Origin of the sequence: Burkholderia sp. AU45388 (assembly GCF_030481585.1) — a bacterium.
Taxonomy (GTDB): Bacteria; Pseudomonadota; Gammaproteobacteria; order Burkholderiales; family Burkholderiaceae; genus Burkholderia; species Burkholderia sola.
In genome coordinates this window covers 1-13,715 of the sequence record NZ_JAUJPV010000035.1, presented here as the reverse complement: position 1 = coordinate 13,715, position 13,715 = coordinate 1, and the positions used below count along the sequence as shown (strand labels likewise).

At 66.5% G+C, this 13,715-nt stretch carries 12 protein-coding genes and 4 tRNA genes; 13 read left to right on the top strand and 3 right to left on the bottom strand.

The genetic code is table 11. The features are described from left to right. Positions 1-9 precede the first annotated feature (9 nt). From lepB to nagZ, 7 genes are all read left to right on the top strand, one after another. The gene (lepB, locus tag QZM72_RS33510) at positions 10-903 is read left to right on the top strand and encodes a signal peptidase I (RefSeq protein ID WP_089466991.1); all 894 of its coding nucleotides are present in this window, start codon (positions 10-12) and stop codon (positions 901-903) included. A gap of 154 nt (positions 904-1,057) precedes the next feature. Further along, complete coding sequence (rnc, locus tag QZM72_RS33505; protein WP_301740252.1) at positions 1,058-2,296, top strand: ribonuclease III; 1,239 nt, start codon at positions 1,058-1,060, stop codon at positions 2,294-2,296. Positions 2,297-2,356: 60 nt separating this feature from the next. Then, the gene (era, locus tag QZM72_RS33500; protein ID WP_050011463.1) at positions 2,357-3,256 is read left to right on the top strand and encodes a GTPase Era; all 900 of its coding nucleotides are present in this window, start codon (positions 2,357-2,359) and stop codon (positions 3,254-3,256) included. Then, on the top strand, positions 3,243-4,079 hold the full coding sequence (recO, locus tag QZM72_RS33495; protein WP_006476492.1) for a DNA repair protein RecO: 837 nt from the start codon (positions 3,243-3,245) through the stop codon (positions 4,077-4,079). The genes era and recO overlap by 14 nt, the downstream gene beginning before the upstream one ends. After that, a complete protein-coding gene (gene pdxJ / locus QZM72_RS33490) occupies positions 4,076-4,852 on the top strand; it encodes a pyridoxine 5'-phosphate synthase (RefSeq protein WP_011544945.1) in 777 nt (258 codons plus the stop codon). Before recO ends, pdxJ begins: the two co-directional genes overlap by 4 nt. Positions 4,853-4,930: 78 nt before the next feature. After that, positions 4,931-5,368 carry a holo-ACP synthase gene (gene acpS / locus QZM72_RS33485; protein WP_301740248.1) on the top strand — a complete coding sequence of 146 codons (438 nt, stop codon included), beginning with the start codon at positions 4,931-4,933 and terminating at the stop codon, positions 5,366-5,368. Positions 5,369-5,384: 16 nt separating this feature from the next. Next, the gene (nagZ, locus tag QZM72_RS33480; RefSeq protein WP_301740247.1) at positions 5,385-6,413 is read left to right on the top strand and encodes a beta-N-acetylhexosaminidase; all 1,029 of its coding nucleotides are present in this window, start codon (positions 5,385-5,387) and stop codon (positions 6,411-6,413) included. 173 nt (positions 6,414-6,586) lie between these two features. Here nagZ and QZM72_RS33475 read toward each other — a convergent pair whose 3' ends face one another. The 3 genes from QZM72_RS33475 to earP all read right to left on the bottom strand — a co-directional run bounded on the left by QZM72_RS33475 (position 6,587) and on the right by earP (position 10,127). Beyond that, positions 6,587-7,972, bottom strand: coding sequence for a sigma-54 dependent transcriptional regulator (locus QZM72_RS33475; protein ID WP_089466995.1), 1,386 nt, complete (start codon positions 7,970-7,972; stop codon positions 6,587-6,589). A 266-nt stretch (positions 7,973-8,238) separates the two neighbouring features. Next, complete coding sequence (efp, locus tag QZM72_RS33470; RefSeq protein ID WP_044844759.1) at positions 8,239-8,796, bottom strand: elongation factor P; 558 nt, start codon at positions 8,794-8,796, stop codon at positions 8,239-8,241. Positions 8,797-8,933: 137 nt separating this feature from the next. Beyond that, positions 8,934-10,127, bottom strand: coding sequence for an elongation factor P maturation arginine rhamnosyltransferase EarP (gene earP, locus QZM72_RS33465; protein WP_301740246.1), 1,194 nt, complete (start codon positions 10,125-10,127; stop codon positions 8,934-8,936). 76 nt (positions 10,128-10,203) lie between these two features. On the opposite strand from earP, the gene uvrC reads away from it, so the two are divergent. From uvrC to QZM72_RS33435, 6 genes are all read left to right on the top strand, one after another. Beyond that, positions 10,204-12,249: an excinuclease ABC subunit UvrC gene (gene uvrC, locus QZM72_RS33460; RefSeq protein WP_089466997.1), complete on the top strand. Its 2,046-nt coding sequence runs from the start codon at positions 10,204-10,206 to the stop codon at positions 12,247-12,249. A 90-nt stretch (positions 12,250-12,339) separates the two neighbouring features. After that, positions 12,340-12,927: a CDP-diacylglycerol--glycerol-3-phosphate 3-phosphatidyltransferase gene (pgsA, locus tag QZM72_RS33455; protein ID WP_011544951.1), complete on the top strand. Its 588-nt coding sequence runs from the start codon at positions 12,340-12,342 to the stop codon at positions 12,925-12,927. Between the two features lie 140 nt (positions 12,928-13,067). Beyond that, a tRNA-Gly gene (locus QZM72_RS33450) sits at positions 13,068-13,143 on the top strand. 52 nt (positions 13,144-13,195) lie between these two features. Beyond that, a tRNA-Gly gene (locus QZM72_RS33445) sits at positions 13,196-13,271 on the top strand. Between the two features lie 52 nt (positions 13,272-13,323). Next, positions 13,324-13,399: transfer RNA gene (locus tag QZM72_RS33440), tRNA-Gly, on the top strand. A 98-nt stretch (positions 13,400-13,497) separates the two neighbouring features. After that, positions 13,498-13,571: transfer RNA gene (locus QZM72_RS33435), tRNA-Cys, on the top strand. Positions 13,572-13,715: the final 144 nt, after the last annotated feature.

Genomic DNA, 13,715 nt, shown 5'->3' with positions numbered 1-13,715 from the left:
GATCCTTTTATGAATTTTGCGCTGATTCTTTTTGTGCTCGTCGTCGTGACGGGCGTAGCGTGGGTGCTGGACAAACTGGTGTTCCTGCCGCGGCGTCGCAAGGCGGCCGACTCGGCGATCGAAGAGTTCGATCGCCAGCAGTCGCGCATCGACAAGCGTTTCGCGGACGAAAACGCGGCGCAGACGCGTTCGAAGCTGCGTGACGAAAAGCTGCGCCAGCCGTGGTGGCTCGAGTACACGGCAAGCTTCTTCCCGGTGATCCTGGCCGTGTTCGTCGTGCGTTCGTTCGTCGTCGAGCCGTTCAAGATTCCGTCGGGCTCGATGGTGCCGACGCTGCTCGTCGGCGACTTCATCCTCGTCAACAAGTTCGAGTACGGGCTGCGCCTGCCGATCACCAACACGAAGATCACGCAGGGCAGCCCGCTGTCGCGCGGCGACGTCGTCGTGTTCCGCTATCCGAAGGACGAGTCGGTCGACTACATCAAGCGCGTGATCGGCCTGCCGGGCGATACCGTCGCGTACCAGGACAAGCAACTGACGATCAACGGCCAGCCGGTGCCCGAAACGCCGCTGCCCGATTTCTTCGACGACGAGCGCCAGAATTACGCGAAGCAGTTCGAGGAAACGATCGGCAACAAGAAGAACGCGATCCTCAACAACCCGGCCGTGCCGCCGTTCGTGATGGGCGCATACGACTATCCGTATCGCGACAACTGCACGTACAACAGCCGCGGCGTGATCTGCAAGGTGCCGCCCGGTCACTACTTCATGATGGGCGACAACCGCGACAACAGCGCGGACAGCCGCTACTGGGGTTTCGTGCCGGACCAGAACATCGTCGGCCGCGCGTTCTTCATCTGGATGAACTTCAGCGACCTGAAGCGCATCGGTTTCTTCAACTGATCGCATTCGATGCACACGCAATACGCGACGCACGGGCCGCGCCGCGTATTGCCGAACTACTTTAAGAACCGGCGGTAACACCGCCTCGTCACGCCTTTTCGTGTCCGGCCGTGCCGTTTCGGCCCGACCGGCCGCCCGCGTTATACTCCTGCACATGCCCTCATCCCAGCTGGAAAGCCGGCTGCGCTACGAATTTCGCAATGCGGAATTGTTGCGCCAGGCTTTGACCCATCGCAGTCACAGTGCCACGCACAACGAACGGCTCGAGTTTCTCGGCGATTCCGTTCTGAATTGCGCGGTGGCCGCCCTTTTGTTCCAGCGCTTCGGCAAGCTGGACGAAGGCGACCTGTCGCGCGTACGCGCCAACCTCGTCAAACAGCAGTCGCTGTACGAAATCGCTCAGGCCCTGAATATCTCGGACGGCCTGCGGCTGGGCGAGGGCGAGCTGCGCAGCGGCGGGTTCCGTCGCCCGTCGATCCTCGCGGACGCGTTCGAAGCCATCATCGGGGCCGTGTTCCTCGATGGCGGCTTCGAAGCCGCCCAAGGGGTCATCAAGCGCCTCTATATCCCGATTCTCGACCACATCGATCCGCGCACGCTCGGCAAGGACGCGAAGACGCTGCTGCAGGAATACCTGCAGGGGCACAAGATCGCGCTGCCGACCTATACGGTCGTCGCGACGCATGGTGCGGCGCACAATCAGCAGTTCGAGGTCGAGTGCACGGTGCCGAAGCTGGACGTGAAGGTAGCGGGTTCCGGTGCGAGCCGGCGCGCGGCCGAGCAGGCCGCCGCGAAGAAGGCGCTCGACGAAGTGATGGCGGCCGCGCCGATGCTGGCCGCGAAGCCGAAGCGCTCGAAAAACGCGCGCGGCTCCAAGCACGTCGAGCCCGAGATCGTGCCGGGTGTGAAGGGCGTGCAGGAAGCGCTCGACCTGCGCTCGCCCGAGCGGAAGGAACGTGCGGCGGCGCGCGAGGCCCGGGCGGGCGGTGCGGTGCCGGCGGCAACCGCCGCGGCTGCAACCGCCGCGGCTGCGGGCGCCGAGCCGGCCGTCGCGCCGATGGCCGCGATTCGCGCGGCGCATGTCGAGCCGCCGACGGACAAGGGCGAACGGGCGGCGAAGCCGGCGGCCGACAAGGTTGCCGACAAACCGGCCGAGCGGGCCGACAAGGCCGCAGACAAGCCCGCCGAGGCCGCACCGCGCGCAGCCGACAAGCCGGCCGGCCATGCAGCCGATCCGGCATCGTCGTCGGCCGACAAGCTTGCCGCGGGCACCGATTCCGCCGCGCGCACGCCGGCGCGCGCACGCGATGCCGCGGCACCCGACGCCGATACGCCGCCCGGCGGCGCGAGCCTGGCTGCCGCGCAGGCGCGCGTGGCCGATGCCGACCACTGAATTGCCCATCGATCGTGCCGCGCGCCGCGCGGCCGTTTCCGAACCTGTCTCCCAAACGATATGAACACTCCCGCTCCTACCGGTTTCCGTTGCGGCATGATCGCGATCGTGGGCCGTCCGAACGTCGGCAAGTCGACGTTGATGAACGCACTCGTCGGCCAGAAGATCAGCATCACGTCGCGCAAGGCGCAGACGACCCGTCACCGCATCACCGGCATCAACACGTTCGACGACGCGCAATTCGTGTTCGTCGACACGCCCGGTTTCCAGACCCGTCACAGCACCGCGCTGAACCGGTCGCTGAACCGCGCGGTCACGTCGACGCTCACCTCGGTCGACGTGATCCTGTTCGTGATCGAGGCCGGCCGCTTCGGCCCCGACGACCAGAAGGTGCTCGACCTGATCCCGCCCGGCATGCCGACGCTGCTGATCGCGAACAAGATCGATCGCGTGAACGACAAGGCCACGCTGTTCCCGTTCATGCAGAAGGTGAGCGGGCTGCGCGAATTCACCGAGCTCGTGCCGCTGTCGGCGCAGAAGCCGGAAGACATCAAGCGCCTGCTGGACACGATCAAGCCGTATCTGCCGGAAGGCGAGCCGATCTACGGCGAGGACGAGCTGACCGACCGCAGCTCGCGCTTTCTCGCGGCCGAAATCCTGCGCGAGAAGGTATTCCGCTGGACCGGCGACGAGCTGCCCTACACGAGCACCGTGCTGATCGACAAGTTCGAGGAGGAGGGGCGCCTGAAGCGCATCTTCGCGACGATCCTCGTCGAGCGCGATTCGCACAAGGCGATGGTGATCGGCAAGAAGGGCGAGAAGCTCAAGCAGATCAGCACCGAGGCGCGGATGGACATGGAGAAGCTGTTCGACGGCCCCGTGTACCTCGAAACCTTCGTGAAGGTGAAGAGCGGCTGGGCCGACAACGAGGCGGGGCTGCGTGCCTATGGGTACGAATGACGCGCTGACGTCGACCGAAGACGCGGTGACGGCCGGCGCGAACGACGCGCCGCTGCCGGCACCGCCCGAACCGCCGCGCAAGGCGCGACGCGCGACGTCTCGCACGTCCGATTTCCGCGTCGCCGAGCAGCCGGCGTTCGTGCTGCACAGCTATCCGTATCGGGAAACGAGCCTGATCGTCGACGTGCTGACGCGCGACCACGGCCGGCTTGCGCTCGTCGCGAAGGGCGCGAAGCGCCCGCACTCCGCGTTGCGCGGTGTATTGCAGACCTTCCAGCCGCTGCTGCTGTCGTGGTCGGGCAAATCCGAGGTGCGCACGCTGACGGGCGCCGAGTGGGTCGGCGGGATGCTGCCGCTCGGCGGCGATGGGCTGTTGTGCGGTTTCTACGCGAACGAACTGCTCGTGAAATTCTGCGCGCGCGAGGATCCGCAGCCGCCGCTGTTCAATCATTACGTGCTAACCCTTACGCGTCTCGCGCACGGCGAGCCCGCCGTGCAGGTGCTGCGCTCGTTCGAGCGCGTGCTGCTGCGCGAGACCGGCTACGCGATGGCGCTGAACCGCACGGTCGCCCGCCGCGCGGTCGAACCCGAGCGCCGCTACGTGTTCGATCCCGAGCGCGGCGTGCGCAACGCGGACGACGACGTGCCGTCGCACTGGCCGGTGATTACCGGACAGACGTTGCTCGACATGGAGCAGGACGATTACCATCGAGCCCAGACGGTCGCGCAGAGCAAGACGCTGATGCGCTTCCTGCTGAACACCTATCTCGGCGGTACGCCGCTCGCCACGCGTCAGATCCTGATCGACCTGCAAAACCTATGAGCTTCTTCCTGACCACGCCCACCGCCATCGATCTTGGCGTGAACATCGACCACGTCGCGACGCTGCGCAATGCGCGCGGCACGCGCTATCCCGATCCGATCCGCGCGGCGCTCGCGGCCGAAGAGGCCGGTGCGGATGCGATCACGCTGCACCTGCGCGAGGATCGTCGCCACATCGTCGACGCGGACGTCCGCGAGCTGCGCCCGCTGCTGAAGACGCGCATGAACCTCGAATGCGCGGTGACGGCCGAGATGCTCGACATCGCGTGCGAGGTGCGTCCGCACGACGCGTGCCTCGTGCCGGAGAAGCGCGAGGAGCTGACGACCGAAGGGGGGCTCGACGTGGCCGGTCACTTCGAGGCCGTGCGTGCGGCGTGCAAGCAGCTTGCCGACGTGGGCGTGCGCGTGTCGCTGTTCATCGATCCGGACGACACGCAGATCCGCGCCGCGCACGAAGCGGGCGCGCCGGTGATCGAGCTGCATACGGGCCGCTACGCCGAAGCGCACGACGAAGCGGAGCAGCAGCGCGAATACGAGCGTATCGTCGCGGGCGTGCAGGCCGGCGCGCGGCTCGGCCTGAAGGTCAATGCGGGCCACGGGCTGCATTACACGAACGTGCAGCAGATCGCCGCGATCGACGGCATCGTCGAGTTGAACATCGGCCACGCGATCGTCGCGCACGCGATCTTCGCGGGCTGGGACAACGCGGTGCGCGAGATGAAGGCGATCATGGTCGCCGCACGCGTCGCCGCGCTGCACGGCGGCGCGCGGTGACGATGCGAGGCCGCGCCACGCACGCCGTGTGCGACGCGCCTGACCCGGTCTCGCCGGGGCGTGCCGACGGAGACTGACATGGCGATCTACGGCATCGGTACCGACATCGCGCAGGTGAGCCGCGTCGCGGCCGTGCTCGAACGCACGGGCGGCCGGTTTGCCGAGAAGGTGCTCGGCCCCGACGAACTGCGCGTGTTCCACGCGCGGCGCGCACGTTCCGAGGCGCGCGGCATCGCGTTTCTCGCGACGCGCTTCTCCGCGAAGGAAGCGTTCTCGAAGGCGATCGGGCTCGGCATGCACTGGCCGATGACGTGGCGCGCGCTGCAGACGCTCAACCATCCGAGCGGCGAGCCGTACGTGGTCGCATCGGGCGAGCTGGCCGACTGGCTGGCCGCGCGCGGCATCACGGCGCGCGTGACGGTCAGCGACGAACGCGACTACGCGGTGTCGTTCGTGGTCGCCGAAACGGACGCCGCGCCGCCTGCACCTGCACCTGTTTCCCGAACCTCCTCCTGACGGAATTCCCGATTTGATGAAAACGACTCCCGGCCCGGTCATGCTCGACGTCGTCGGCACGACCCTGTCGCGCGACGATGCGCGGCGCCTCGCGCATCCGAATACCGGCGGCGTGATCCTGTTCGCGCGGCACTTCCAGAACCGTGCGCAACTGACCGCGCTGACCGACGCGATCCGCGCGGTGCGCGAAGACATCCTGATCGCCGTCGATCACGAGGGCGGACGCGTGCAGCGGTTCCGCACCGACGGCTTCACGGTGCTGCCCGCGATGCGCCGCCTGGGCGAACTGTGGGATCGCGATGTGCTGCTCGCGACGAAGGTCGCGACCGCCGTCGGCTACATCCTGGCCGCCGAGTTGCGCGCGTGCGGGATCGACATGAGCTTCACGCCCGTGCTCGATCTCGACTACGGGCACTCGAAGGTGATCGGCGATCGTGCATTCCATCGCGACCCGCGCGTCGTCACGCTGCTCGCGAAGAGCCTGAACCACGGGCTGTCGCTCGCGGGCATGGCGAACTGCGGCAAGCATTTCCCCGGGCACGGCTTCGCGGAGGCCGATTCGCACGTCGCGCTTCCGACCGACGACCGCACGCTCGAGGCGATCCTTAAGCAGGACGTCGCGCCGTACGACTGGCTCGGGCTGTCGCTTGCCGCGGTGATTCCCGCGCACGTGATCTATACGCAGGTCGACAAGCGGCCGGCCGGATTCTCGCGCGTGTGGCTGCAGGACATCCTGCGCGGCAAGCTCGGCTTCACGGGCGCGATCTTCAGCGACGACCTGTCGATGGAAGCCGCCCGCGAAGGCGGCACGCTCACGCAGGCCGCCGACGCCGCGCTCGCCGCCGGTTGCGACATGGTGCTCGTCTGCAACCAGCCGGACGCGGCCGAAGTCGTGCTGAACGGACTGAAGGCGCGGACTTCGGCCGAGTCGGCGCGGCGCATCAAGCGGATGCGCGCGCGCGGCAAGGCGCTCAAGTGGGACAAGCTGATCGCGCAGCCCGAATATCGGCAGGCGCAGGCGCTGCTGAGCAGCGCGCTGGCGTAAGCGGCCGGGGAGGGCGCGCCGCGCGCCGTCCCGATACGGTCGCGCCAAACGAAAAGCCGCGCGGTTGCGCGGCTTTTTCATGGGCTGCGACAGCCCGATCGTGCAGTCGTCGGAACGCGCTTCTGCGCAACTAACGGTCAGATCCGGCAGTGCCCGTATTCGAGCCCGCCCGCTCAGTTCACCTTCATCCGCTGCAGCTTGTTGTACAGCGTCTTCGGGCTGATGCCGAGCAGCGTCGCCGCACGGTGGCGCGTCCCGCCGACCGCGTCGAGCGTCGCGCGGATCAGCAGATCCTCGACGTCCGACAGCGGGGTGCCGACCTTGATCTGCACGCTGCTGCCGTTCAGCGCGGCGCCGGCGGAGAAGCTGGCCTCGCCCGCACGCAGCGTCTCGATGAAGTCGCCCGAGGCGTCGTATGCGAAACGCACGCGCTCCTGCAGTTCGCGCACGTTGCCCGGCCATTCGTACGACAGGCATTCGCGCACGAAGCCCGGCGCCGCCCGCTTGTCGGTCGTGCTGCGGCCGGTCGCGCGCGCTTCGCGGTTCAATTCGTCGATCTGCGCGTCGGCGATCGCGAGCGCATCGCCGTCGCGCTCGCGCAGCGGCGGCATCGTGATCGACGCCGCGTCGAGGCGCAGCCACAGATCCTCGCGCAGCGTGCCGTTCGCCACCGCTTCGCGTGCCGGGCGGCGCGTGGCCGCGATCAGCCGGAAATCGCTGGTGATCGAGCTCGTGCCGCCGATCCGCATAAAGTTCTGCGAATCGAGCGCGTGCAGCAGCGCTTCCTGGAGCACGAGCGGCAATGCGGTGATTTCGTCGAGGAACAGCGTGCCGCCGCCGGCCTGCTCGAACAGGCCCGATTCGCGGCGCTCGGCGCCGTCGAACGCGCCGCGCTCATGGCCGAACAGCACGCTGTCGAGCGACGCGCCGTGCCGGCCGCCCTGCGCGAGCAGGCGGCAGTCGAACGACACGAACGGCCCCTTGCGGCGCCGGCTCAGCTCGTGCAGCGTGCGCGCGGCCAGCTTCTTGCCGGTGCCGGCTTCGCCCGAGAACAGCACGGCCGTTTCGGTGCGGGCGTTGTGCTCGATCATGTCGTACACGTGCTGCATCGCGTCGCTGCGGCCGACGAGCGCGCCGAAGCGGCCGAGATGGCGCAGCGATGCACGCAGCGACTGCACTTCGTCGATCAGTTCGTAAGGACGGGGAATTCGCGCGAGCAGGCTGCGCAGCCGCGGGATGTTGATCGGCTTGAGCAGGTAGTCCCAGATGCCGTGACGCAGGCCTTCGATGGCGCTCTCGACCGTCGCGTTGCCCGTCAGCACGATCACGGGCAGCGAGCCGTTCGGCTGTTGCTGCGGCAGGTGCTGGAGCAGGTCGAAGCCGCTGCCGTCCGGCAGGTTCAGGTCGACGAGCACGACGTCGGGAATCGAGCGGCCGAGCGCCGTGCGCGCTTCGGCGAGCGACGTGGCCGTGTCGACCGAGAAGCCGTCTGCGGCGAGCAGCGCGGTGAGGCCTGACAGGCTGTTGGGATCGTCTTCGACAATCAGGGCGTGTGGCATGGTGGACGCGAGTCGAGTCAAGAGAGGCGGGCTGTCGGGCAGCGGACCGCAGCCGCATGTCGGATTAAAGACTGATTTTATGCCCCGCCGAACGCGTCACGCGCATTATTTCTCCGGCGCTATAAAACAGTTACCGATGATACAAATTGAATATCTTTACCGGTGGCTTTTGTGCTGCTTCTCGCGCCGACTTGTGGCAGCTGTTGTCGCCGGACAAACAAAAAGCGCCCCGAGGGGCGCTTTGTTCGATGCGGTATCGCTGACGATTACGCGCGGCTGCGGTATTCGTTCGTGCGCGTATCGATTTCGATCTTGTCGCCGGTGTTGCAGAACAGCGGCACTTGCAGTTCGAAGCCGGTCGCCAGCTTCGCGTTCTTCAGCACCTTGCCCGACGACGTGTCGCCCTTGACGGCCGGTTCCGTGTAGGTGATTTCGCGAACGAGGATGGTCGGCAGTTCGACCGAGATCGCCTTCTCGTTGTAGAACACGACTTCGCAAGCCATGCCGTCTTCAAGGTAGTTCAGCGCTTCGCCCATCATTTCGGCTTCGACTTCGTACTGGTTGTAGTCGGCGTCCATGAACACGTACATCGGGTCGGCGAAGTACGAGTACGTCACTTCCTTGCGGTCGAGCACGACGACGTCGAACTTGTCGTCGGCCTTGTAGACCGATTCCTGACCTGCGTTCGTCAGCAGGTTCTTCATCTTCATCTTGACGACGGCCGAGTTACGACCCGACTTGTTGTATTCCGCCTTTGCGATGACCCATGCTTCGCTGCCGATCTGCACGACGTTGCCTACGCGGAGTTCCTGTGCGGTCTTCATAAAAACTGTCCTGATCCAATCAAATAAATAGGTGCCTGAGCGTTGCGCAACGGCTGACGGCGCAAGCGGCGGGGCGTTCCGGTGGGCGCCAAGTGCCCATGCGCGAGCGCTTGCGTGGTCAGCCGTCGGATAACCGCTTATTTTAACTGAGATTTTGCGTATTCCGCCAGCTTTCCCGCGAGATCGCCGACGGCCGCGAGCGCGTCGGCCCAGCGGAGCGCATTGGCGTCCAGCGCGGCGCGGTGTTGCCAGAAATCGGCCCAGTCGGGCGTGCCGACGCCGTTCCACGCATGCCAGAACCGCTCGAGCGCCGCGCGCGGCGCATCGGCGAGGCCGCCCGACAGGTGTGCGAGCGCGGCATCGAGCTTGGGCAGGTGCACGTCGTCGGCCTGCGGGTAGATGTGCCACACGAACGGCTTGCGCGCCCACTGCGCGCGCACGAACGAATCCTCGCCGCGCACGAAATTGAGATCGGCGACCCACAGCAGCGGGTCGTAGTCGGCCTGCGGAACGAACGCCAGGCCATGGGCGGTCAGGTTGCCGCTGCGCGCGTGCGCGCCCGCCGCGAACGCTTCGACCCCGAAAAAGCGCGCGACGGCGGGCGACAGCCGCCCGGCCGGCACGAGCGCGACGACCGGCGACGGGCCGTCGCGCCACTGCGCGAGCAGCGCGTCGACGGCCGGGTTTTCATAGGCGAACAGGCTGACGACCGTCGTGCCGGGCGCGGGGGGCGCCCCGCCGGTCGCGCGCTGCCACCACGCGGCGCGGGCTGCCGGATCGGCATCGAAGGCCGCGCGGCGCGCGTCGAGGTCGCGCTCCTTCGGCACGCCGCCGGTGCCGGCCGACAGGCCCGGGAAGAAGAACGTCTTCAGCAGCGGGTAGCGCGGATGCGGCGACGGCCGCAAATGGAAATCGGCGACCCAGTTCTCGGCGCTCAGGTATTCGAGGTTGATCCACACGGGGCGCCGCGCGCGCCGCGCCATCGCCGCGAGATACGCGCCGGGCAGCTCGCATGCGAACGCCTCGATCACGACATCGGCGATGTCCAGCGCGTCGCCGACTTCCGCATGCCAGTGCTCGATCACGATCGCGTCGACCGTCTGCCGCCCCTCGTCGGGATCGACTTCCGGCAGCAGGCGCGCGAACGTGTGCAGGTCGTCGACGAACAGCCGAACCTGCCAGCCGTGCTCGTGCGCGAGCTGGCGCGCGACGCGCCAGCACACGCCGATGTCGCCGAAATTGTCGATCACCGTGCAGAAGAGGTCGCAAGCGATCGGTTCGCCCGGTGCGAGCGGGACGGCGGAGAGGGGAGCAGCGGCGGTGGGTGGCATCGAAGCGGACGGGTGAATGCTCTAAACTGGCGATTCTAATAGACCCGTTCCGCGTTACAAGGCGCCCGGATCACGCATGACATCCCCAGAAGCCCCCGATACTCCGTTCGAACCGAAGAAGATCCTTGCGCAGTTGCCGCACATGCCGGGCGTCTATCGCTATTACGATACGGCGGGTGCCGTCCTCTACGTCGGCAAGGCGCGCGACCTGAAAAAGCGCGTGTCGAGCTATTTCACGAAGACGCAACTGTCGCCGCGCATCGCGATGATGGTCACGCGCATCGCGCGCATCGAAACGACCGTCACGCGCTCGGAAGCCGAAGCGCTGCTGCTCGAGAACAACCTGATCAAGGCGCTCGCGCCGCGATACAACATCCTGTTTCGCGACGACAAGTCGTATCCGTATCTGAAGCTCACCGCCCACCGCTTTCCGCGGATGGCCTACTACCGCGGCTCGGTCGACAAGCAGAACCAGTACTTCGGGCCGTTCCCGAGCGCATGGGCCGTGCGCGAGAGCATCCAGATCCTGCAGCGCGTGTTCCAGTTGCGGACCTGCGAGGACTCGGTCTTCAACAACCGCACGCGGCCGTGCCTGCTGCATCAGATCGGGCGTTGCACGGCGCCGTGCGTCGGCGCGATCTCCGACGAGGATTACGCGGTCGACGTGTCGAACGCCGCGCGGTTCCTGCTCGGCCGGCAGTCCGAAGTGATGAAGGAACTCGAGCAGAAGATGCACGCGTTCGCGGCCGAGCTGAAATTCGAGCAGGCGGCGGCCGTGCGCAACCAGATGAGCTCGCTCGCGACGGTGCTGCACCAGCAGGCGATCGAGGTCGGCAGCGACAGCGACGTGGACATCCTGGCCGTCGTCGCGCTGGGCGGACGCGTGTGCGTGAACCTCGCGATGGTGCGCGGCGGCCGGCACCTTGGCGACAAGGCGTATTTCCCGACGCACGTCGAGAGCGCGTTGACGCTCGCCGAAGGCGGCCTCGGCGAAGAGACCGAGCCGGCGGAGGCGGCCGGTGCGACGGTCGATACGCCGGTCGATGCGGTGCCCGATCAGCCCGCGGAAGAGGCGGGCAGCGCGCGCGGCGCGGCGGCAGCGTCGGTCGAGGCCGAGGTGCTCGATGCATTCATCGCGCAACACTATCTCGGCAACCGCGTGCCGCCCGTGCTCGTCGTCAGCCATGCGCCCGCGAGCCGCGACCTGCTGGCGCTGCTGTCCGAGCAGGCCGGCTACAAGGTGTCGCTGGTGCGGCAACCGCAGGGGCAGCGGCGCGCGTGGCTGGCGATGGCCGAGCAGAACGCGCGGCTCGCGCTCGCACGGCTGCTGTCCGAGCAAGGCTCGCAACAGGCGCGCACGCGCGCGCTGGCGGATACGCTGAGCTACGATAGCGACGATCTCGCGACGCTGCGGATCGAATGCTTCGACATCAGCCATACGATGGGCGAGGCGACGCAGGCGTCGTGCGTCGTCTATCACCATCACAAGATGCAGTCGAGCGAATACCGTCGCTACAACATCACGGGCATCACGCCGGGCGACGATTACGCGGCGATGCGGCAGGTGCTCACGCGCCGCTACGAGAAGATGGTCGAGCAGGCCGCGCAGGCGGCGGCCGCCGACGAAGCGGCCGGCATCGACGGCGAATCGACCCGGGAGGCCGAAGCGTCGAGCCTGTTGCCGAACATCGTGCTGATCGACGGCGGCAAGGGTCAGGTCGAGATCGCGCGGCAGGTGTTCACCGAGCTCGGCCTCGACACGTCTATGCTGGTCGGCGTCGCGAAAGGCGAGGGGCGCAAGGTCGGCCTCGAGACGCTCGTGTTCGCGGACGGCCGCGCGCCGCTCGAACTCGGCAAGGAGAGCGCCGCGCTGATGCTCGTCGCGCAGATCCGCGACGAGGCGCACCGCTTCGCGATCACCGGCATGCGGGCGAAGCGGGCGAAGGCGCGCCAGACGTCGCGGCTCGAGGAGCTCGAAGGCGTCGGCGCGAAGCGCCGCCAACGGCTCCTCGCGCGCTTCGGCGGCCTGCGCGGCGTGGTGGCCGCGAGTATCGAGGAGCTGGCGAGCGTCGAAGGCATTTCGCACGCGCTCGCCGAGCAGATCTACAAGCAGCTTCACTGACGCGGCCGTGCGGCCGGCGGCGTTGCCAGCGTTCTTGTGGCAGGCCGGTCGACACGGCACAATTGCGAATCCTTTACTGTCCCGCATGCCATGCCGTTCAATTTCCCGATTTTCCTGACGTGGGTACGGATCGTGCTGATTCCGCTCGTCGTCGGCGTGTTCTATCTGCCGGACACGGTGATGGGCGGCGCGCACCGCAATCTCGCGGCGGCGGCGATCTTCATTCTCGCGGCGCTGACCGACTGGTTCGACGGCTTCCTGGCCCGCAAATGGAACCAGACGTCGTCGTTCGGCGCGTTTCTCGACCCGGTGGCGGACAAGCTGATGGTGACGGCCGCGCTGCTGATCCTCGTGCAGATTTCGCGGGTCGACGCGGCGATCGCGCTCGTGATCGTCGGTCGCGAGATCGCGATTTCGGCGTTGCGCGAATGGATGGCGCAGATTGGCGCGTCGAAGAGCGTCGCGGTGAACCAGCTCGGCAAGTTCAAGACCGCGTGCCAGATGGTCGCGATTCCGATGCTGCTGTTCTACGGGCCGCTGCCGCTCGGCGTCGTGACGATCGATACGCGCGTGTGGGGCGAGTGGCTGATGTATCTGGCCGCGGTGCTGACGATCTGGTCGATGCTGTACTACATGAAGCTCGCGTGGCCGCAGATTCGCGAGCGCGGCGGCGCGTGACCCGCGCGCCTGTTCGGCAGCGGTTTTTGTAAAAAGGGCTGGAAAAGCCCTTGACACACGAATGTGCCTTCGACATAATCTCGCTTCTCCGCTGCACGACGAATTAAGTGTGTGACGGGGAAGCAGTAGCGTAGCAATACGCGGGAGTAGCTCAGTTGGTAGAGCGCAACCTTGCCAAGGTTGAGGTCGCGAGTTCGAGACTCGTCTCCCGCTCCAGATTTTTCTGGCGGCGTGTTGGTCGGCAAAGCGCTGCAGATGCAGGACACATGCGGGAGTAGCTCAGTTGGTAGAGCGCAACCTTGCCAAGGTTGAGGTCGCGAGTTCGAGACTCGTCTCCCGCTCCAGATTTTTTCTGGCAGCGTGTTGGTCGGCGAAGCGCTGCAGGTGCAGGACAATGCGGGAGTAGCTCAGTTGGTAGAGCGCAACCTTGCCAAGGTTGAGGTCGCGAGTTCGAGACTCGTCTCCCGCTCCAGTAATGGGGAAGCCACGCTTCCCTTTTTATTTGATGGACTTCCGGTCCTCGAATGGAAATCTGTCGCTTGCCTCACGGCATCCGGACAGTCCGCTTTTGGCGCGATAGCAAAGCGGTTATGCAGCGGCCTGCAAAGCCGTTTAGGCCGGTTCGACTCCGGCTCGCGCCTCCAGAAAAAGCCCCGCTTCGGCGGTAATGCCGTTCAGTTAAGAACTGAACGGCATTTTTGTTTTGGGTGTTGTAAACGGTGATGGAGGCTGTTAACCTGCGTCGCCATGCTTGATGACACCCTGAATTTTCTCGCTGAAGAACAGGA

Excerpts from the sequence above, each read along its gene's own strand:
- lepB (WP_089466991.1), top strand. The coding sequence starts at position 10 with ATGAATTTTGCGCTGATTCTTTTTGTGCTCGTCGTCGTGACGGGCGTA.
- rnc (WP_301740252.1), top strand. The coding sequence starts at position 1,058 with ATGCCCTCATCCCAGCTGGAAAGCCGGCTGCGCTACGAATTTCGCAAT.
- era (WP_050011463.1), top strand. The coding sequence starts at position 2,357 with ATGAACACTCCCGCTCCTACCGGTTTCCGTTGCGGCATGATCGCGATC.
- recO (WP_006476492.1), top strand. The coding sequence starts at position 3,243 with ATGGGTACGAATGACGCGCTGACGTCGACCGAAGACGCGGTGACGGCC.
- pdxJ (WP_011544945.1), top strand. The coding sequence starts at position 4,076 with ATGAGCTTCTTCCTGACCACGCCCACCGCCATCGATCTTGGCGTGAAC.
- acpS (WP_301740248.1), top strand. The coding sequence starts at position 4,931 with ATGGCGATCTACGGCATCGGTACCGACATCGCGCAGGTGAGCCGCGTC.
- nagZ (WP_301740247.1), top strand. The coding sequence starts at position 5,385 with ATGAAAACGACTCCCGGCCCGGTCATGCTCGACGTCGTCGGCACGACC.
- QZM72_RS33475 (WP_089466995.1), bottom strand. The coding sequence starts at position 7,972 with ATGCCACACGCCCTGATTGTCGAAGACGATCCCAACAGCCTGTCAGGC.
- efp (WP_044844759.1), bottom strand. The coding sequence starts at position 8,796 with ATGAAGACCGCACAGGAACTCCGCGTAGGCAACGTCGTGCAGATCGGC.
- earP (WP_301740246.1), bottom strand. The coding sequence starts at position 10,127 with ATGCCACCCACCGCCGCTGCTCCCCTCTCCGCCGTCCCGCTCGCACCG.
- uvrC (WP_089466997.1), top strand. The coding sequence starts at position 10,204 with ATGACATCCCCAGAAGCCCCCGATACTCCGTTCGAACCGAAGAAGATC.
- pgsA (WP_011544951.1), top strand. The coding sequence starts at position 12,340 with ATGCCGTTCAATTTCCCGATTTTCCTGACGTGGGTACGGATCGTGCTG.